Source organism: Amphritea japonica ATCC BAA-1530 (genome assembly GCF_016592435.1).
GTDB lineage: Bacteria > Pseudomonadota > Gammaproteobacteria > Pseudomonadales > Balneatricaceae > Amphritea > Amphritea japonica.
On record NZ_AP014545.1, the window covers coordinates 606,118 to 624,474 of the forward strand.

The following is an 18,357-nucleotide window of genomic DNA, read 5'->3' on the forward strand; positions in this document are numbered from 1 at the left end:
TCGACACAACTTTTTCAGGGTAAGGCTGGCACGTGACCGCTTTTCGTAACAATGCAGGTGAATTACAAGTCGACTATGCCGATAAGCAGGTTTTGCTTATCGATAGTAGCGGTAATATGCGCTCGACTATTTATTATATGTTGCGTGAGCTAGGCATTCATAACGTTAAAGCAGTTACTATCAACGATAAAGTTATCCCCTTGATTGCGCAAAGTGATTTTGATGTCATTCTCTTGGGGCATAATTCCAGTGACAGTGTTACTGGTGTTCAGGTTCTGGAAGAAGCTCGTTACAGAGGCTATGTGAAGCCCAGTGCAGCATGGATCTGTATGACCAGCGACTCATCACAAGAAGTAGTACTGCATGCAATAGACAGTCATCCAGACGATATCATTACCAAGCCTTTTTCTATTGAAGAATTAAAGTACCGGCTTGATCAGATTATGCGGCGAAAGTTAGCTCTGCGTCCTGTTGATCTGGCGATTGAATCCGGAGCCAAAAATCAGGCTTTGCAGATCTGTGAGGCGCTGATCGATCGGCAACACCCGGAGTATGATCACCTTCAGAAACTCAGAGGCTTTTTGCTTTTAGACCTGGGTGACTACGACAAAGCACGAGAATTACTGGACGGTATCTATTGGGAATCCAGAGATAAGGAGGCCGGATTATATCTGTGTCAGGCTTATTGTCGTTTGGATGATCTGGCTGCTGCGGAGCAATTGTTGCAGGAACTGATACTCGATAATCCGTTATTGATTGCCGCTTATGATTTGTTGGCTGAAGTCCATGAAAAAATGGGTGATCTGGAGCAAGCCAGAGAGACTCTACGTCTGGCAACAACTCATGCACCTCTGGGTATCCCGCGGCAGATGGAGTTAGGGCGAGTCGCTCTACAAACTAAAGAAGTCGATCTGGCAAAGGGGGCGTACAGACGCTCAATTTCGTTGGGCCGTCATAGTTGTTATCGCTCTGCAGAGCCGTATCTGAAGCTCGCAAATCTTCGGCGAATGGATGTTAAGAGTAGTGATGAAGCTACTCGAGATCAGATTCAGCATGAGATAGATGGGCTGCTTGTTAGTACCCGAAAGCAGTTCCCTGCAGATTCTGAGTCAGAAATCAGAGCGTTTCTTATTCGGAGTCAGCTGGCAGAAGATATGGGTGATCGAAAGGATAAAGAACAGTTTCTTAGAGACGCTAAACTGATTAATCGTCAGCTTGAAAACCCAGTTGATATTGATCGCGAGCTCCTGGTTATGTCGGGAGATGCGCTGCCTCTGCTGGAGAAGCCTGCGGCTAAGGTGGATGATAAAGCGTCTGCTGGGAAACAGCGAAATCCTGATATGAGTGATAAGGCAAATCGCCTGGGTATCAAGCATTATTTATCAGGTAAATTTGGTTTGGCGATTAAATCCTTTGGTGCTGCAATTGACTTCGATTTTAATAATCACGCTGCGATATTAAATCTCGCCCAGCTCTTTCTGGAGACGGCAAGGGATGACTCTGAGCGGCGTGAAGGTCGGCTCAAGATGGTTGATCGTTATCTGAACCTGGTGGAACGCAGAGTTTTAGAAGGTGAGTTAAACAGTAAAAATCGTCTTTTGAAAAAGTACCGGAGTATGGCAATAGAAGATCTGCCGGCATCTTCTTTGGGGTCATTGTTAAAATAATATATATAGGAGCTCATAAAAGTGCTCCGCTTTATAAGTTTCATGACCTTGTAGGGTCTTCTACGCCAGTTCCTATTCTGATATCCGTCATTACAACTTAAGTGGTCTTACTATGCTGCTGCATAATCGCAATATCATTCGTGTCGCTAAAGATGGCAGTGTTGCCAACTGCATAATAGTCAAAATGTGCTACGACTATGCTGTGGTTAAATATGAAGGCAAAGAGTACAGGATAGCGTACGACGTGATAGATGAAGTGGTTGGACACGAACTGCTGGTAGAAATTGAGTAATGGAGAGTTGAAGTGCTGTAGGGGGTGTCTTCGTCTATAGCGTGGCTATCGAAAACGAAAGAAAATATGGCCTCCCCGAGAGGACTCGAACCCCTATCTAAGCCTTAGGAGGGCCCTATTCTATCCGGTTGAACTACGGGGAGGCGACGAGGTGAATTCTACTTGGTCTGGGGCTTTAGGTCACGGGGATAAAGCAAAAAAAATCAGGCTTTTCCAAGACTATTTTGTGCGGAGTAATTGCCTTTCTCTCCGCTCTGGTCGTAGAGAGTGTTTTTCTGATTCTGGCCTCTGAGAATGCTTAAAAGCTGTTCCAGATTTCTGCTATTTCGAGTAATGATAAGTTCATTGCGTTTATTTTTATCATTGACCTGCAAGAGTACTTTTTCGAGCTGGTTCCAGAGCGTTGAGAAAGTCTTTGCATCAGCTTCGTCTAATTCAGCTTGAAAGGCTTGTAGGCCTGCCTTGTCAGGCGTGATGCCTGCCGAGATAAAAAGCTGATTTCGAACCTGATTATTTTCTTCCAGTTGTTGTAACGCTTCGGTCTTCTGTTCAACAAGTTCTTGTAGCTGCTCAATGTTTCGCTGCTGCAGGGCTTCGTATTCCTGATCCAGAAGGCTATTTAATGTATCAAGAAAGGCAATGCCCTGAGTCGTCAGGGCATTGATGTGTTCGAGTGGCGGTAGCTGTGTCACGGCAGTGCTTAATCCAGCAGGCTTTCTAACTGGAACAGGTTGCGTGCTGTGCTGTCGTAATCAATCTGATAGTTTCCATCATCGATAGCGGCTTTCAGCTCAGCAACTTTCTGTTCGTTAACAGATATTCCTTCATCAACCAGCTGTTCAGCATTCTTCTGAATGGCCTGAGCGGCATCGCTCAAGCTCACGCCAGATGACAGGTTTCCACTCTCTGGAGCTTTTTGAGCTTTGCTCTCGGCGGCAGGTTGATCACTTACCTTGGCACGAGAGTTAGTCGCTTGTGTAGTCGACGATAAACCCGTGATATCAATAACCATTTTCTGGTCCTCATGCTGTTCTTAATACAGCTATCGGCGCGTAGAGGGAAAACTTTAACAGTTTATAAAGAAATATGCGCTCATTATAGCAGCTGAATTATCCGCCTGCGAGAGCCTCTATTCTGGACTGACTGATATGATTCCCCTGCCTTTTACATAGCCCCTTACCTTTTTGCCAGAGCGGGTGTTGGTGACTGAAATTTGTTCACCGAGAGAGCCGTTTTGTTGTGCGGTGCCGGTCATTCGAACGGACATTGAACCATTTTGGGCTTCAATATAGACCAGGTCGCCTTTACGGATCAGTAATTTTTTCTCAACCTGTGATGGAGATATTATTTGATTAGATGCGATAGCACGTTTCATCTCTCTGCCAAATAACTCGGCGGGATTACTGAAGTAGGGAGAGGATAGTCGCTTCACATCAAATTCTCTGAGATAGATGTCTGAATCCCCCAAAATGGTACCTTTGCTTAAGGCGCGACTGGAAACAACGATCTGTTGCCATTGTTCGATTGTTGCTGATATGAAAATTGTCCATGCCGGGTGAGTACAAACTGCTTTTACTGAAATTCTTGATGAGCTGCCGGGCGCGTGGATAAAGGCGATAGGGGTATCGCAGCGTCTAAGGTCTAATGCTTTAGGTAGTGGCTTAACTTTGATGGCAGTGCGGGCAAATGGGTTGTTTGTCTGGTACTGTTTAATCAGGTGTTGATGAGCTCTTTGAGTGATAGACTCAGGGTTGGCGGCCAGCGTGCTCTTTACTGGCGCAGCTAACATAGCTATAAGTGTGACTATTAGAGTGGTAATGTTTTTATTCACGGTAAATCCGTAAGTTTACATTGCTGGTGAAGTAAGCAATGTTTAGTAACGCTTAGTACAGAGAGCATCATGTCAGGTATAAACAGTACTGTAAACCAACGTACAAACATGGCGGGCCAGAACCGTCTGGAACTGCTTTTGTTCGGGCTAAATGATGATCAGGAATACGGCATCAACGTATTCAAGGTTCGGGAGGTATTGCCTTGCCCAAGCCTTACGGGTATCCCTAAGCAGACGACAGCTTTGAAAGGTCTTGCTCATATTCGAGGGGAAACTATCCCGGTTATAGATCTTTCGCAAGCGATAGGCGGAGTGCCGGTAGAAGAAAGTGATCGCCAGAACTGCTTTCTGATTGTGTCTGAGTATAATCGTCGGGTTTTGGCATTCTTAGTGCGTAATGTTGATCGTATCCTGCCCGCAAAATGGGATCAGGTGAGTCCGCCGCCAATCGAAACCAATGAGAAAAACTACCTGACAGCGGTAGTCCAGTATGAGAAAGGCCTGATTGAAATTCTCGATGTAGAGCAGGTCTTAGCGGATCTGATTCCTGTCAGTACAGAAGTAAAATCGACATCTATTAGTGACGCTGACAGAGATAATGCGTCTAAATACCATATACTGGTTGTAGATGACTCAAGTGTTGCCCGGACGCAGGTAAAAAAGGCGCTGCAAAGTTTAAATATTAAAGTGTCAACTGCGAACAATGGGCAGGCCGCGTTAGATGTACTGAAGCAGCTGGCGGATAAAGATCATAAGGTCAAAGATGTTTTTCTGATGGTCATTTCTGATATTGAAATGCCTGAAATGGATGGTTATACCCTGGTAAAGAAGATTCGTGAAGATAGTCGCTTGAAACCACTGTATGTTGTACTGCACAGTTCATTGAGTGGTCGGTTTAATCTGGCAATGGCTAAGCGGGTGGGTGCGGATGCATTTATCGGTAAGTTTAATCCGGATGAACTGGCTGAAGCAGTTGTATCACGAATTAACGTGGTTGAGGCTTGATTCACTTTACGCGATGGAGAAAGAACACTGAACGCGCATAAAATAACAATAACTGAACAAGAGTTTGACCGATTTTGTCTTTTTTTAGAACAGGCGTGCGGAATACTGTTGGCGAAACATAAGCAGTATTTGGTGGAAAGTCGATTAAGTAAGATTCTGATCGATGGCCAGTATGGTTCATTAGGGCGCCTTGTTGATAGTCTGAGTCTCCCGGGGAAAAGTCACCTGAAAGAGCAGGTCATCAATGCAATGACGACCAATGAGACGCTCTGGTTCAGGGATATCCACCCCTACGAAATTTTAAAAGGTAAACTGTTACCTGAATTAGCCTCTTCTCTATCAGGGCAGCGTCTTAAAATATGGTCGGCTGCATGCTCAACCGGACAAGAACCCTATTCGATTAGTATGATTTTGGATGAGTTCAAATCTGAAAACCCAGGTGTATTCAGTTATGGTGAAGAGGTTGTTGCAACGGATATATGTACCCGTGTGCTGGAACAGGCACGGCAGGCTGAGTATGAGATGCTCGCACTCGGGCGAGGGCTGTCTCAGGATAGATTGAAAACTTTTTTTGAGCCTGGAAAAAGTGAAGCCTGGTCGCTGAAGCCGCAGATTAAGAACCGGGTGCGTTTTCGTGAGTTAAATCTTTTAGGTTCCTACGTGGGAATCGGTTCTTGTGATATCGTATTTTGTCGTAATGTTTTGATCTATTTTTCGACGGAACGAAAACGAGAAATTCTGCAGAAAATCCATAAAACGCTCAAGCCTGGTGGCTACCTCCTTCTGGGGGCATCTGAATCAGTTGCAGAATTAAATGATCTGTTTGAGATGGTTCATTGTCGGCCGGGTATTATTTATAAGGCAAAATAAGGAATGTATTTTTTATAGTCGTTTTTCGTCATTCGAATATCGCAAGCAAGAACGTATTCACAACAGCCCTTCGTTTACTTTTCCCCCTCCTTCTTTTTATTGCCGCTATCTCTTTTACGTTGCCGCTTTGCCGCTTTATAACGGAAGTCGGTTGCCGCTTAATATATTGATAGTTATTAACTTGTTGTTATTAAAGTGTTTTTTATTTTGGTATCGCCTTTGCATTATAGGTGATATAGGAATATTTGAGGCAGGACGATGGCGATTAGCTTTGATAAAGCATTAGGAATTCATGAGCAAGCAGTTGGCTTGCGGATTCAGCGTGCTGAAATTCTAGCGAATAATATTGCTAACAGTGATACCCCGAATTACAAAGCACGCGATATTGATTTTAAGAGTGTTTTGCAAGGGGCTCAAAGTGGTCAGCAACCGTTGAAAATGACACATACAGATGATGCTCATAATTCTGGTTTGATCGCTTCTGGTTTTGCTTCAGAGATGATGTACCGCATGCCAAATCAACCCAGTATCGATGGAAATACCGTCAACGTACAGGAAGAGATGGCTCGGTACACTGAGAATGCGGTTGATTATCAGGCATCGTTCCAGTTCCTGAATAAAAAGTTTAAAGGCTTAAGTAACGCGATTAAGGGTGAGTAATTATGTCTCTGGGTAATGTTTTTGATATTGCTGGTTCCGCGATGAGCGCTCAAAGTGTGCGCTTGAACACGACTGCCAGCAATATGGCGAATGCTGAGAGCGTGAGTAGTAGTGAAGGTGAAACCTATCGTGCACGTAAGCCTGTTTTTGAATTGAAACAGATGGAAAACCTCCAGCCAGGTAGTGTGCCTTTGGGTGTGCAGGCGGGCCAGGGCGTTAATGTAGCGGGTATTGTTGAAAGCGATGCGCCGTTGCGACAGGAGTATAACCCGGACCATCCGATGGCGGATGAAAAGGGATATGTGTACTACCCCAATGTAAATGTTGTTGAAGAGATGGCGGATATGATCTCAGCGTCGCGCTCTTTTCAGATTAATGCTGAGATTATGAATACTGCAAAACAGATGATGCAGCGAGCACTGACTCTGGGTCAGTAAGCCCTGAGAGTGTTTGATATGAGGTGTATGTTATGAGTGTTGATAACGTCAACAATACACAATCGGTCTTTGACCAGATTAATGCCAAGAATAATGCGGGATCTACCTCATCTTCTGCTGACAGTAGCAGTGGTGCAGATAGTGAAATGTTTATGAAGCTGATGATTGCGCAGCTTCAAAATCAGGACCCGACTAGTCCGGCAGATACGACTGACTTTATGCAGCAAATTTCTAGCATGAGTACGGTTGAAAGTATCAATAAACTAAATAGCACGGTTGAAGATATGTCGTCTTCACTTCTGTCGAGCCAGGCCGCCTTACAAGCGTCTTCGTTGGTGGGGCAGACTGTATATGCCAAGACTGATCAGGCGGTTGTCGGTGAGTCCAAAGAGATCAGCGGTGTGATTGAATTACCCGTGAGTTCTCCGGATGTACGGGTGACGATCTATGATGCCAATGGCGACAAAGTTGAACAATTTAGTATGGGCGCTCAAAACGTGGGCGATCATAACTTTAAATGGAATGCCGGCGACCGCCCTGAAGGCAGTTACCGTGTGGTAGCTGAAGCTCAGGTTGATGGTGAATATCAGCTGGCAGCAAGTTACATAGGTTACAACGTAAATAGCGTTACTTTGGGACAAAACGGCATCGGTATGAAAGTGAATACCGAGGCGGGTGCAGTGTCGCTAAGTGATATTAAACAGATAGGGTAAAGCGAGGAGAACACCATGGCGGGTTTTAATACTGCTATTACCGGTTTGAAGGCAGCAACAACTGATCTTGATGTGACCGGTAACAACATTGCCAACTCCAGTACGGTGGGTTTTAAGGCTTCTCGTACCGAGTTTGGCGATATTTATACGTCGGCGGTTGTCGGTGCTGGATCAAGTAATGTTCCGGGTTCCGGTGTTACGGTAACCGATATTGCCCAGGACTTTGCTGCGGGTACAACAGAGTTTACCAATAGCAACCTGGACCTGGCGATCGATGGGGCGGGTTTCTTTCAATTGGCGGACGATCAGGGTGGTTTGACCTACACGCGTGCCGGTGCATTTGAACTCGATAAAGATGGCTTTATTGTTAATAAAACCGGTCAGTATCTGCGAGGGTATCCGGTTGTAAATGATATTGAGCTGCCGCTGGGTAATCTGTCTGTTAGCGAAAAAGAGAGTAGTCCTCAGGCTACTTATACGATGGACCTTTCAGTGAATATTGATTCACGTAAGGATGCCAATGAGCTGCAGTCACTCTACGATAAAGATATTCCAGGCTCGTATACGTATTCGACCACGATGGAGCGAATAGATGCCCTGGGTGATAGCTCTGCAATAAAGTATAACTATGTTGAGCAGCGTCCGGTTAAAGAAACTCACACCTATGATTATGCAGGTGCTGGTGCCTTTCAGGTCTCAGGTGTAACGCTTAATACGGCAGACTTTACCGGTGCAGGCGGTACTCTGGATGACGCGGTTCTGTCAACGTTGCAATCTGCAGACGGCCGCGTTTTTGATGTGGTTCTTGATCAGCCATCGGCAGGCAAGATTCAGGTTATCTTTAAGTCTGACTCAACTCAGTACGGTGATCTGGTGACCGCTGATGGTGGTGTTGCGTTAACCAATGAAGAAGTCACGGAGTTGACGGCTGGCGAGCAACATTATTTTAACTTCACCGGTGCAACGTCCTCGACACTCTTTGGTGGTGCTAATGCTGTTCTTGAGTTGAGTGTTTCTGGTGTGACTATCTCAATTGATACCGGTACAAGCGGTATTACCGCGCAGGATATTGTCAACGAAGTTAATGCTCAGCGCACTACTATTTCTAATACGAATAGTAATATTGAATCTTTCTCCCTGGACCTGTCTACCGGCTCCCCTCGTATGCTGGTGAATTATCGTGCAGAGGGTGGTGATATTTCGAATACGACGTTGGCAATGCAAGTACTTTCCGGTCCGATAAATCCATTTTCGGGTGTAGCGGTACCGGGCGGTGGCACCGGCACATTAACACCTGATCTGGCAGTTGATGGTGATAATAGCTACGAAGGGACTTATCGATTGTATGCTTATCTTCTAGATCCTGAAGATAGCGAAAAAGATCAATTGTTGGTTATCGGTAAAAATCCTGATCCAGGTGAGGCGGGCTCTCTTCCTGAGAAAGGCCCTATCCTGATGAAGTTTAATGATCTGGACGGTAATATTACCGAGATTAATGGTCAGACAGTTACCAGTACGCTGGCTATCCCGCAGCTTACCGTGCAGGGATTTAATGAAAACGATCAGATTCTGGCGAATAATACCGACTCACAGAGTGTTATTAAGCTTGATCTGACCAATACTACCCAGTTTGCGTCGGATTCAATTAAGAAGTCTTCAGCGCAAAACGGATACCCGAAAGGCGATTTGATCGGTGTGAGTTTCGGTCTGAACGGCGAGATGGTAGCGAGCTTTAGTAACGGTCAAAACCAGACCCTAGGTGTTGTTGCGGTTGCTACCTTCGAAAATCAGGCAGGCTTGCAGCCGGTGGGTGATACCCAGTGGGCCGCATCGTTAAGTTCGGGTAACGCGATCCCTAACCCTCCAGGTACGGGTCTTAATGGTACTTTGCGTTCTGGTGCTTTAGAGCAGTCTAACGTTGATTTGTCAGAGCAGTTGGTAAAGCTGATTGAAGCGCAGCGTAACTTCCAGGCGAACTCTAAAACGCTGGAGACCTTGAATACTGTGACTCAGGCGATTTTGCAGATCTGATCAAGTATTACTCTCAAGTAACAGAAAAAGGCGACTTCGGTCGCCTTTTTTTATGTCTGTGTGATTTGTTGGCACAACCATTGCATTTTACCTGATAGAGAATTTAAACCACTAAAGCGGCAATGTCTGACCGTTTTAGCGTGAAGGCGGCAAGCGGGGAATCCAATGGATAAAGTGTTGTATCTGGCAATGAGTGGGGCGCGGGAAACCATGCGCTCTCAGCAAGCCCACGCCAACAACCTGGCGAATGCGACAACCACCGGTTTTAAAGCAGACTTTGCTCAAGCGCGGGCGATGCAGGTTTATGGTGAAGGTCATGAGTCCCGTGTTTATGCAATGGCAGAGCGACCAGCGACTAATACGGCCAGCGGAACACTGATGCAGACAGGCCGTTCACTCGATGTAGCGGTGGATGGCGATGGTTGGCTGGCGGTCATTGATGCCAATGGTAATGAAGCTTATACCCGGCAGGGAGAGTTACAGGTAAATCAGTTCAATCAATTGGTAACGGGCTCTGGTGCACGTGTCATGGGCAATGGCGGGATACCCATTACATTGCCGCCTTTTGAAAAGTTAGATATTGGTGGTGATGGCACCATTACCATAAAACCCTTGGGTGCTGGTGCGTCTGAACTGGCTATTCTGGACCGGATCAAACTCGTTAAGCCTGAATCCGGGGAGCTGTTTAAAAGTACCGATGGCCTTATGCATACCGGCAATAATCAGCCGTTATTGCCGGATGCAGGGGTGAAGCTTCGTTCCGGTTTTGTTGAATCAAGCAATGTGAGCTCTGTAACTGAGCTGACCTCAATTATCGATCTGGCGCGTCAATTCGAAATGCATGTGAAGATGATGAAGACGGCTGAAGAGAACTCCTCTGCTGCTGCGCGTATTTTATCGCTTCAGTAACAGAATAATAATGAATATTAAGGGTGGAGAATAGTTATGCATGGAGCCCTCTTTGTAGCAAAAACAGGCTTAAGTGCGCAGGACACGTCCCTGAAGGTTATATCGAATAACCTGGCTAACGTTAGTACGGTTGGCTTCAAAAAAGACCGGGTGGTGTTTGAAGATCTGATGTATCAGATCCAGCGTCAGCCCGGTGCTCAGTCGGCAGAAGAGTCACAGCTCCCCTCAGGGTTGCAGCTTGGATCGGGTGTCAGGGTAGCCGGTACGCAAAAGCTGTTTCAGGAAGGAGAGATGCAAACCACCGGGGAGGCATTTGATATTGCTATCGCTGGTCGGGGATTCTGGCAAGTCACACTGCCTAATGGGGATACCGGCTATACCCGTCAGGGTCAGTTTCAGCTGAATTCGGACAATGAAATAGTTACTTCCGAAGGCTACCTGCTCGATCCGGGCTTAACCTTGCCTGCAGAAGTGCAGTCGATGACTGTTGGCGTTGACGGCATTGTCAGTGTGATAGTGCAGGGGAGTGCCGCACCACAGCAAGTGGGGCAACTCCAGTTAGCGGACTTTGTTAACCCTCAGGGATTACAGGCTTATGGTCAGAATCTGTATCTTGAGACTGCTGCGAGTGGTACGCCTACGCTGGCAAATCCTGGTGAGGGCGGAACGGGTCAACTGCGTCAGGGGATGTTAGAGGGCTCTAACGTTAATGCGGTAGAAGAGCTGGTTAATATGATTACAACGCAACGTGCTTATGAGATGAACTCAAAAGTGATCTCAACTGCAGACCAGATGTTGTCCTACGTGACACAGAATCTGTAAGCCTGAGTTGAGGAGGTAAGTGATGAAACGACTGTTAACTATACTCACTGCAATTCTGGTTCTGGAGGGCTGCGTCAGTGCTCCGCCTAAGCCAGATAGCCCGCATTTTGCACCGGTTCGCCCGCAGGCAATGACAGCGCCCCGTGAGGTAACGGGTTCTATCTTTAATGCTGCAACCAGTAATAGCTTATATGGCGATGGTCGTGCGCATCGGTTAGGTGACATCATCACTGTTGTGCTTCAGGAAAGTACCTCTTCAACTAAAAGCAATAAAACCAGTGTGGATAAGTCAAATTCTCAAACGCTGGCTTCACCGACCGTCTTCGGTATTCAGCCAACCATCTTAGGTAAACCTTTGAGTGCCAGTACCGGTGACTCGACCACCGCGTTTGAAGGTGAGGGTAAATCCGATATGAGTAATAGTCTGAATGGCAATATTACTGTGACGGTTCATGAGGTACTGCCGAATGGTCTGATGATCGTGAAGGGTGAGAAGTGGCTAACCCTTAATCAGGGTGATGAATATATTCGTGTGAGCGGGATGATTCGACCACAGGATATTTCAACCAGTAATACAGTGCTGTCTACTCAGTTAGCGGATGCCCGGATTACCTACAGTGGTTCAGGTGAGTTGAATGACTCTAACTCAATGGGTTGGCTATCGAAGTTCTTTATTGGCCAGCTATGGCCATTTTGAGCGGACAAAGCGGAGATAAGATGATGAAAAGTTTTTGGATAATCGCTTTTATGACTGCGTTGCTTAGTTCCGCAGTACAAGCTGAAAGAATAAAGGATCTATCTTCGGTGGCGGGGGTTCGGAGTAACCAGCTAGTAGGCTATGGCTTGGTTGTTGGTCTTGATGGAACCGGTGATAAAACGTCTTTCACCTCTGCTACGTTCCGTAATATGTTGAATAACTTTGGGGTGGCTATTCCGCCAAATATTGACCCTAAATCGAAGAATATTGCTGCTGTAGCAGTGCATGCTGATCTGCCTCCGTTTGCTAAGCCGGGTCAGGTTATAGATGTAACCGTTTCTACTATAGGCGATGCAAAAAGCTTGCGCGGCGGGAGCTTAATTATGGCGCCCCTGAAAGGTGCTGATGGGCAGGTATATGCTATTGCCCAGGGTAACCTCGTCGTGTCTGGTTTTGGTGTGCAGGGTTCAGATGGTTCACGGTTATCTTTGAATGTCCCTAGTGTTGGTCGCATTCCCGGTGGTGCTTCGGTAGAGCGGACGGTCCCGAATGCTTTTGCTCAGGGAGATAGTTTAGTGTTGAACCTGAATCATGCTGATTTTACGACGGCTCGCCGTGTGGCTGAGCAGGTGAATAGTCTGCTGGGACCGGGGATGGCGCAGGCAATGGATGCTACTTCAATTCGGGTGTCAGCGCCTCGTGATCCTAATCAGCGCGTTTCTTTTCTCTCTGTACTGGAAAATCTTGAGGTTCAGCCCGCACAGGAAGTAGCAAAGGTGATTATAAACTCGCGTACCGGCACCATCATTATCGGTCAGAACGTACGTGTATCACCTGTTGCGATTACCCACGGTGGTATGACAGTCGCTATCACTGAAGATCTTAATGTTGATCAGCCGAATGCACTGGCCGGAGGTGATACTGTGGTCACTCCCCGTACAGGTATCGAGGTAGATGAAGGTAGTGGCCATATGTTTGAATTTTCTCCTGGGGCATCACTGCAGGAGATCGTACAGGCGGTTAATCAGGTAGGTGCCGCGCCCGGTGACCTGATGGCTATTCTGGAAGCGCTGCGACAGGCTGGCGCTCTGAAAGCTGAACTGATAGTGATCTGAGGCCGATGATGAAAACTGATCCGACTCAACATGCTCAGTTATACACTGAATTGGGCGAGATGAATAAGCTGCGCCAGCAGGCAAGGGACAATGATCCTAAAGCCTTGCAGTCAGTGGCAGAACAGTTCGAACAGCTATTTCTGAATATGCTTGTGAAGAGTATGCGCGATGCCAACGCTACTTTTTCAGAAGACAGTTACTTCAATAGTTCTCAAGTTCAGTTTTATCAAGAGATGTCTGATTCCCAGTTGACGAAAGAGTTGGCTGAAAATAAAGGAATAGGACTGGCAGAAGTGTTGGTTCGGCAGTTGGGTGGCAATCTCGATCCTCGACTGAATGATGGACAGGATGAGGAAGGGCGAATCAAACCGCTTTCTGAATCAGAGCGGATGTTGAATCGGACCGTTGATACAGCGGCAAGCATGGCTGCTTCTGCGATTCTCGGTCAGGCACAGGCTAATAGCCGGGCAATAGAGAAGGCTAAAGCAGAAGAATCAGTCAGTACAGTGCCAGATGTTGCTACGTCGGTGACACCTGAATTAAAAGTTAAAGCCTCTGTTCCGGAAGCCGTTGTTGAAAAGGCGCAGCCGCAACGCTTTGAAACGCCAGAGCAGTTTGTTCAAACATTGTTACCGCTGGCTGAATCGGTTGCAGCTGAGTTGGGAGTCGATCCTAAGGTGTTGTTGGCGCAGTCAGCATTGGAAACCGGCTGGGGGCGATACCTGGTTCAGCGACCAGAGGGGGGGAGTAGTCATAACCTCTTTAATATTAAGGCTGATAGTCGCTGGTCTGGTGAGAATGCCAGCGTTGGTACCGTTGAATTTCGCGATGGCGTGGCGCAAAAGGAGCGCGCTGCCTTTCGGGTGTATGACTCGTATGAGGCCAGCTTCCGTGATTATGCAGAGTTTTTGCGAAACAGTCCGCGCTATCAGCATGCATTGGAGCAGGCTGGAGACCCATATCAGTATTTGAGCCGGTTACAGGAAGCGGGTTATGCCACCGACCCCGAGTATGCGGAAAAGATCAGTAGGATTTTTGATGGGGATGTTCTGGCCGGTTTGAATCCTGGTTCAGATACTAAAGAAAGTTAGTTTTTGGCCGCTAAAGAGAGCAGTGTCTAGGTGAAACCTGTCTGCTCCCTGCTTTGCCGATAGAGTGTTCCCGGGAGTTATGTATGTCTTCATTTAATTTGTTAAGCATTGGTAATCAGGCGTTACAAGCCAATCAGTCCGCGTTGAATACGGTTGGCCAGAATATCAGTAACGTGAATACTGACGGCTATAGTCGTCAGCGTGTTGATTTTGTCAGTTTGCAAGACCGGGGCGGTGTTTTCGTCAATGATATTGAGCGGATCTCTGATCAGTTCATGGTCCGCCAGGTATGGTCTGATACCAGTAACCAGAGCTTTTATAGCAAGATGGAAAGTTTTGCTAACGAGCTGGATAACTTATTAGCTGCAGAAAGTACAAGTTTGTCGAATGCGATGAATGAGTATTTTGGGGCTTTGCAAACGGCAGTCGATGATCCAACTTCTCTGCCAGCACGACAGCTTTTTCTGGCCCAGGCTGATGCCCTGCAAAACCGAATCAATGCGATGGATGTCAGCCTGACGCGTCAAAACGATTCTATTAATGGGCAAATAGATGGCGTTATTTCTCAAATTAATAGCATAACGCCGCAAATTGCCAGCCTGAATGAAGATATTGAGCGTTTTTCTGCTTCCAACTCTGTACCTAATGAGATGTATGATCAGCGGGATCTGCTTATTGAGCAGCTAGCTGGATTTGTTGATATCTCTACCTCTTTTGATGCGAACGGTTCTGTCGATATTTATATTGGTGATGGCCAGCCTCTGGTGCTTAATGATCGGGGCCAGAGGTTAGTCTCCGTACAGGGAACTCCTGATGCCACAAAAAATGAAGTTGCTGTTGAAATAGGTTCTCGCGGTAATCTGCTGACAGATAAAATTTCCGGCGGCCAGTTAGGCGGTCTGATTGAGTATCGTGAATCGAGTCTGGCCAATGCAGCTAACGAGTTAGGTCGGATTGTCATGGCGTTCTCTGACTCCATGAATGATCAGCATGCCCTGGGAGTGGACCTTGATGGCGAATTAGGTGGGCTATTATTTCGTGATATTAATGACTTTGAACTGATGGATGCCAGGGTTAGCGCTTCTACTTCGAATAATTCGATCATACAGCAGGATTTGGTTCAAATTACCGATGTTCAAGCATTGAAAGCCTCTGAGTATGAGCTGATATTTAATACTCAGAACTCTTTTACGCTGACTCGTGAATCAGACGGCGCTCTACTGACTCAAAGTTCGTTTGCACTAGCGACCTCGGCGGCAGATGTTAATCAGGATGGTGAGTACTATTGGGATACGGGCACCAATGAGCTGACAGTTCAAGTTGATGGATTTAAGTTATCTTTAAATGCTCAGACCTCTTTTGCGGGGGGTGATGCCTTTATGATTCGCCCGGTACGCAACGGCGCGTCTGATTTTGCTGTGGCGCTGACGGATCCTCGAGATCTTGCGCTGGCTGCACCCCTCAGCGCGAGCCGTTCCATTGATAATACTGGTACCGGTACGATTTCAGTGGCGGCCACCGATGTGACGACGTCTACATTTGGTACTGCGGGAACGATGACTCCTGCGATAGATATTGAAATCTCTGATCCAGGTACGGGTCTTATATACACTGTTTATGAGCAAGGTACTGCAACCGTGATGGCGACTGGTAATTATGTCGCAGGGGAAGCGATAGCGTTAGATGGTTATGAGGTTACGCTCAGTAATAATCCGGCAGTGGGTGATAGATTCTCTGTTAACTACAATACCGGAGGTGTGTCGGATAATCGCAATGCATTGGCGATGTCTGACCTACAGCTTGCCAAACTGATTGAAGGTTCGTCCTATCAGGATGTTTACGGAGCTTTGGTTACTAATATTGGAACAGCAACGAATGTGGCACAAATCAATGCTCAGGCGAGTCAGGCGGTACTGGATGTCAGTGTCAATCAACGTGACTCTATTAGCGGCGTCAATCTGGACGAAGAAGCAACTAAGCTGGTGCAGTATCAGCAAGCCTATAGTGCTTCTGCCAAACTGATAAATGTGTCTCAGACAATTTTTGATACCCTGTTGCAAAGTATTTAAGCAGCAGAGTGAGGTGTAGATTATGCGAATTTCAACCGCTCAGATATTCAATCGCAGTGCTGATAATATTACCAGCACGAGTAATAGCCTGTATGAGATCCAGCAACAGCTTTCAACCGGTAAACGTATTCTGAAGCCGTCGGATGACCCGCTAGCATCCGCTCAGATTCTTAAGTTGACTAAAGAAGTTGAGAAAACTGAGCAGTATCAGGACAATATTGATATCTCTCGCCGTCGACTTAGTCTCGAAGAGACAACGCTAGATGCTGTGAATGATGCGACAGTAAGAGTGAAAGAGTTGGCGATACAGGCCAATAGCGGAGCGGTATCTGATACGGACCGCGCTTTGATTGCTACTGAGTTGGATGAGCTTGAAAAACAGTTGTTCGGTTTGCTGAATACCAAAGATGTACAGGGTGAGTATCTGTTTTCGGGTTATAAAGGCTTTGATGCCGCTTATAGCTATGATGGTGCAACCGATAAGTATATCTTTAATGGTGATGAAGGGCGGCGCTCTATTCAGATTGGCCCGGACAGCAAAATGGCGTCGACCGACTCTGGGTTTGAGATATTTGAGAATGTTGAAGGTGTTCTTACTATTTCGCAACAGACAGGAAATCAAGCGTCACACTTTTCAGAGCAGCTAATTACGGATAATGTGGCTTTCCAGGCATTTAATGATACTCGTGGGCCTGCAGTTATCTCTTTTGGTAATGTCGGTGGTGTAGGCAATAACCCGCGTTATAGTGTGGAAGATGCAAATGGAGATCCTGTTTTTAGTGGTGACCCTCCTGTTCAACTTAGTAATATTGAATATTTGCCGGGAGATGTGATTGAATTTGAAGGGGCAAGTTTAATTATAGACGCTCCAAAGGTGAATGGTCCTGTTGTTATCAATACTGAAGATCAACGTACTAATATTCTTAATATGGTTCATGAACTAAGCTCTGCACTTAAAAATATAAGTACAGAAAGTGATCCGGAAGGTAATGAAAAATTGAATAGCGCCGTCAGCCGTGCATTACTGCAGATGGAAAGCATACAGGAAAAGAATATCGAAACCCGCGGTAGTATTGGCGGTCGGATCAATACCATGGATGCGCAGCAGGATGTGAATACAGAGTTCCTGCTGCATACAAAAGATGCACGGTCATCTTTTCAAGACTTAGATTACAACGAAGCGATTAGCCAGTTTACCCTGCAGGAGACCGCTTTGAATGCGGCTTATGGCAGCTTTGCAAAGATTCAGAATCTAAGCTTGTTTAACTATATAAACTGATAGCAGTTCAGCCATAAAAAAGCCCGGAAATACCGGGCTTTTTTATGGCTGGTTTTCGAGGTTGATCTTACAGATCTTGTGCTTGCTGATACGCTTTAATACTGCGATTAGCTTTCTTGCTCTGACTGGATTGATCCAGGAGGGACTGACGCCGGATGCTGATCGCCTCAACGAGGGTTTGATGATTTGTCTGTAACCGTGCGATCTTGCTTTTCAATACTTCCACATCCTGAAGGGTTAATCGATCAAAGGGTAGTTGGCGAATAAGCGTATCTTGTTGTTGAATCAGATCAGATAGAGAGTCATCGCTACCATCACCATCACCATCAGGCTCATGACTAACATTCTCTGCTTTTAAACTCGCAAATATATCTTGTTGTAGACGTTCTGTTGCTGCAAACCCCTGCAGCCACAGGGTGGCGGCAGGGCTGTACTGAGTCATGGATTATTTTTCCACAGGGCTTTGGGTGTTGTGGTGCTCAGCAGGGATCTGCTCCCAAGCGGATTTAACTTCCAGCATCAGTTGCGTGACCTCATCCAGCTTCTCTACGGAAGATTCCACATTGGCTTTCATAAGCGTGTCTGCCATATAGATATAGAGGTTATCAAGATTCTGAGCGATCTCATTGTTTTCGGTATCGCTCAGAGAAGCCTGCAGGCCTCCCAGGATAGAGATCGCTTTGCTCAGGCATGTGCCCTTGAGTTCTGTGTCCTGGCGCTCGATAGCGCCCTTAGCGGCCGCGATACGCTCTAGAGTGCCGTTCATCAGCATCAGTACCTGCTGGTGGGGTGTGGCATGCGCAAGTGCGGAGTTAAGGCTTACTTTCTGATACTGCTGAGAAGCAAGGTTACGATTCATGATGTTTCCT

20 protein-coding genes and 1 tRNA gene are annotated in these 18,357 nt (G+C 46.5%); 15 read left to right on the plus strand and 6 right to left on the minus strand.

Annotated features, from left to right (window positions below):
- Positions 1–32 precede the first annotated feature (32 nt).
- A complete protein-coding gene (locus AMJAP_RS02800; protein WP_019623012.1) occupies positions 33–1,667 on the plus strand; it encodes a tetratricopeptide repeat protein in 1,635 nt (544 codons plus the stop codon).
- A 112-nt stretch (positions 1,668–1,779) separates the two neighbouring features.
- A complete protein-coding gene (locus AMJAP_RS02805; RefSeq protein WP_019623011.1) occupies positions 1,780–1,959 on the plus strand; it encodes a hypothetical protein in 180 nt (59 codons plus the stop codon).
- A 67-nt stretch (positions 1,960–2,026) separates the two neighbouring features.
- On the opposite strand, the gene AMJAP_RS02810 is transcribed toward AMJAP_RS02805, so the two are convergent.
- The 4 genes from AMJAP_RS02810 to flgA all read right to left on the minus strand — a co-directional run bounded on the left by AMJAP_RS02810 (position 2,027) and on the right by flgA (position 3,790).
- A tRNA-Arg gene (locus AMJAP_RS02810) sits at positions 2,027–2,102 on the minus strand.
- Between the two features lie 60 nt (positions 2,103–2,162).
- Positions 2,163–2,651: a flagella synthesis protein FlgN gene (locus tag AMJAP_RS02815; RefSeq protein ID WP_019623010.1), complete on the minus strand. Its 489-nt coding sequence runs from the start codon at positions 2,649–2,651 to the stop codon at positions 2,163–2,165.
- Between the two features lie 8 nt (positions 2,652–2,659).
- Positions 2,660–2,971 carry a flagellar biosynthesis anti-sigma factor FlgM gene (gene flgM, locus AMJAP_RS02820; protein ID WP_019623009.1) on the minus strand — a complete coding sequence of 104 codons (312 nt, stop codon included), beginning with the start codon at positions 2,969–2,971 and terminating at the stop codon, positions 2,660–2,662.
- Positions 2,972–3,088: 117 nt separating this feature from the next.
- A complete protein-coding gene (flgA, locus tag AMJAP_RS02825) occupies positions 3,089–3,790 on the minus strand; it encodes a flagellar basal body P-ring formation chaperone FlgA (protein WP_019623008.1) in 702 nt (233 codons plus the stop codon).
- A gap of 69 nt (positions 3,791–3,859) precedes the next feature.
- Here flgA and AMJAP_RS02830 point away from each other — a divergent pair, with 69 nt between their 5' ends.
- From AMJAP_RS02830 to flgL, 13 genes are all read left to right on the plus strand, one after another.
- Positions 3,860–4,795 (plus strand): chemotaxis protein, encoded by a 936-nt coding sequence (locus AMJAP_RS02830; protein ID WP_019623007.1) that lies wholly within the window; start codon positions 3,860–3,862, stop codon positions 4,793–4,795.
- A gap of 48 nt (positions 4,796–4,843) precedes the next feature.
- Complete coding sequence (locus AMJAP_RS02835; protein WP_315972440.1) at positions 4,844–5,665, plus strand: CheR family methyltransferase; 822 nt, start codon at positions 4,844–4,846, stop codon at positions 5,663–5,665.
- A 258-nt stretch (positions 5,666–5,923) separates the two neighbouring features.
- Positions 5,924–6,325: a flagellar basal body rod protein FlgB gene (gene flgB, locus AMJAP_RS02840; protein WP_019623005.1), complete on the plus strand. Its 402-nt coding sequence runs from the start codon at positions 5,924–5,926 to the stop codon at positions 6,323–6,325.
- A 2-nt stretch (positions 6,326–6,327) separates the two neighbouring features.
- The gene (flgC, locus tag AMJAP_RS02845; RefSeq protein ID WP_019623004.1) at positions 6,328–6,762 is read left to right on the plus strand and encodes a flagellar basal body rod protein FlgC; all 435 of its coding nucleotides are present in this window, start codon (positions 6,328–6,330) and stop codon (positions 6,760–6,762) included.
- A gap of 32 nt (positions 6,763–6,794) precedes the next feature.
- A complete protein-coding gene (locus AMJAP_RS02850; RefSeq protein WP_019623003.1) occupies positions 6,795–7,475 on the plus strand; it encodes a flagellar hook capping FlgD N-terminal domain-containing protein in 681 nt (226 codons plus the stop codon).
- Between the two features lie 15 nt (positions 7,476–7,490).
- Positions 7,491–9,506 (plus strand): flagellar hook-basal body complex protein, encoded by a 2,016-nt coding sequence (locus tag AMJAP_RS02855; RefSeq protein ID WP_019623002.1) that lies wholly within the window; start codon positions 7,491–7,493, stop codon positions 9,504–9,506.
- Between the two features lie 165 nt (positions 9,507–9,671).
- A complete protein-coding gene (gene flgF, locus AMJAP_RS02860; RefSeq protein WP_019623001.1) occupies positions 9,672–10,415 on the plus strand; it encodes a flagellar basal-body rod protein FlgF in 744 nt (247 codons plus the stop codon).
- Positions 10,416–10,451: 36 nt separating this feature from the next.
- The gene (gene flgG / locus AMJAP_RS02865) at positions 10,452–11,237 is read left to right on the plus strand and encodes a flagellar basal-body rod protein FlgG (protein ID WP_019623000.1); all 786 of its coding nucleotides are present in this window, start codon (positions 10,452–10,454) and stop codon (positions 11,235–11,237) included.
- Positions 11,238–11,259: 22 nt separating this feature from the next.
- Entirely contained in the window at positions 11,260–11,934 is a 675-nt protein-coding gene (gene flgH / locus AMJAP_RS02870; RefSeq protein WP_019622999.1) for a flagellar basal body L-ring protein FlgH, read from the plus strand.
- 23 nt (positions 11,935–11,957) lie between these two features.
- On the plus strand, positions 11,958–13,049 hold the full coding sequence (locus AMJAP_RS02875) for a flagellar basal body P-ring protein FlgI (protein WP_376787804.1): 1,092 nt from the start codon (positions 11,958–11,960) through the stop codon (positions 13,047–13,049).
- A gap of 5 nt (positions 13,050–13,054) precedes the next feature.
- Positions 13,055–14,140, plus strand: a complete 1,086-nt coding sequence (gene flgJ / locus AMJAP_RS02880) for a flagellar assembly peptidoglycan hydrolase FlgJ (protein WP_156815254.1) — start codon at positions 13,055–13,057, stop codon at positions 14,138–14,140.
- 83 nt (positions 14,141–14,223) lie between these two features.
- Entirely contained in the window at positions 14,224–16,209 is a 1,986-nt protein-coding gene (gene flgK, locus AMJAP_RS02885) for a flagellar hook-associated protein FlgK (protein ID WP_019622996.1), read from the plus strand.
- A 22-nt stretch (positions 16,210–16,231) separates the two neighbouring features.
- A complete protein-coding gene (gene flgL / locus AMJAP_RS02890) occupies positions 16,232–17,488 on the plus strand; it encodes a flagellar hook-associated protein FlgL (protein ID WP_019622995.1) in 1,257 nt (418 codons plus the stop codon).
- 67 nt (positions 17,489–17,555) lie between these two features.
- Here flgL and AMJAP_RS02895 read toward each other — a convergent pair whose 3' ends face one another.
- Positions 17,556–17,930, minus strand: coding sequence for a hypothetical protein (locus AMJAP_RS02895; RefSeq protein WP_019622994.1), 375 nt, complete (start codon positions 17,928–17,930; stop codon positions 17,556–17,558).
- A 3-nt stretch (positions 17,931–17,933) separates the two neighbouring features.
- Positions 17,934–18,347: a flagellar export chaperone FliS gene (fliS, locus tag AMJAP_RS02900; protein WP_019622993.1), complete on the minus strand. Its 414-nt coding sequence runs from the start codon at positions 18,345–18,347 to the stop codon at positions 17,934–17,936.
- Positions 18,348–18,357: the final 10 nt, after the last annotated feature.

What these genes read in the sequence shown, in the direction of transcription:
- flgJ (WP_156815254.1), top strand. Translation starts at nt 13,055, where the DNA reads ATGATGAAAACTGATCCGACTCAACATGCTCAGTTATACACTGAATTG.
- AMJAP_RS02850 (WP_019623003.1), top strand. Translation starts at nt 6,795, where the DNA reads ATGAGTGTTGATAACGTCAACAATACACAATCGGTCTTTGACCAGATT.
- flgG (WP_019623000.1), top strand. Translation starts at nt 10,452, where the DNA reads ATGCATGGAGCCCTCTTTGTAGCAAAAACAGGCTTAAGTGCGCAGGAC.
- AMJAP_RS02805 (WP_019623011.1), top strand. Translation starts at nt 1,780, where the DNA reads ATGCTGCTGCATAATCGCAATATCATTCGTGTCGCTAAAGATGGCAGT.
- flgL (WP_019622995.1), top strand. Translation starts at nt 16,232, where the DNA reads ATGCGAATTTCAACCGCTCAGATATTCAATCGCAGTGCTGATAATATT.
- flgM (WP_019623009.1), bottom strand. Translation starts at nt 2,971, where the DNA reads ATGGTTATTGATATCACGGGTTTATCGTCGACTACACAAGCGACTAAC.
- flgH (WP_019622999.1), top strand. Translation starts at nt 11,260, where the DNA reads ATGAAACGACTGTTAACTATACTCACTGCAATTCTGGTTCTGGAGGGC.
- AMJAP_RS02830 (WP_019623007.1), top strand. Translation starts at nt 3,860, where the DNA reads ATGTCAGGTATAAACAGTACTGTAAACCAACGTACAAACATGGCGGGC.
- AMJAP_RS02895 (WP_019622994.1), bottom strand. Translation starts at nt 17,930, where the DNA reads ATGACTCAGTACAGCCCTGCCGCCACCCTGTGGCTGCAGGGGTTTGCA.
- AMJAP_RS02855 (WP_019623002.1), top strand. Translation starts at nt 7,491, where the DNA reads ATGGCGGGTTTTAATACTGCTATTACCGGTTTGAAGGCAGCAACAACT.
- flgB (WP_019623005.1), top strand. Translation starts at nt 5,924, where the DNA reads ATGGCGATTAGCTTTGATAAAGCATTAGGAATTCATGAGCAAGCAGTT.
- AMJAP_RS02875 (WP_376787804.1), top strand. Translation starts at nt 11,958, where the DNA reads ATGAAAAGTTTTTGGATAATCGCTTTTATGACTGCGTTGCTTAGTTCC.
- flgF (WP_019623001.1), top strand. Translation starts at nt 9,672, where the DNA reads ATGGATAAAGTGTTGTATCTGGCAATGAGTGGGGCGCGGGAAACCATG.
- fliS (WP_019622993.1), bottom strand. Translation starts at nt 18,347, where the DNA reads ATGAATCGTAACCTTGCTTCTCAGCAGTATCAGAAAGTAAGCCTTAAC.
- flgC (WP_019623004.1), top strand. Translation starts at nt 6,328, where the DNA reads ATGTCTCTGGGTAATGTTTTTGATATTGCTGGTTCCGCGATGAGCGCT.
- flgK (WP_019622996.1), top strand. Translation starts at nt 14,224, where the DNA reads ATGTCTTCATTTAATTTGTTAAGCATTGGTAATCAGGCGTTACAAGCC.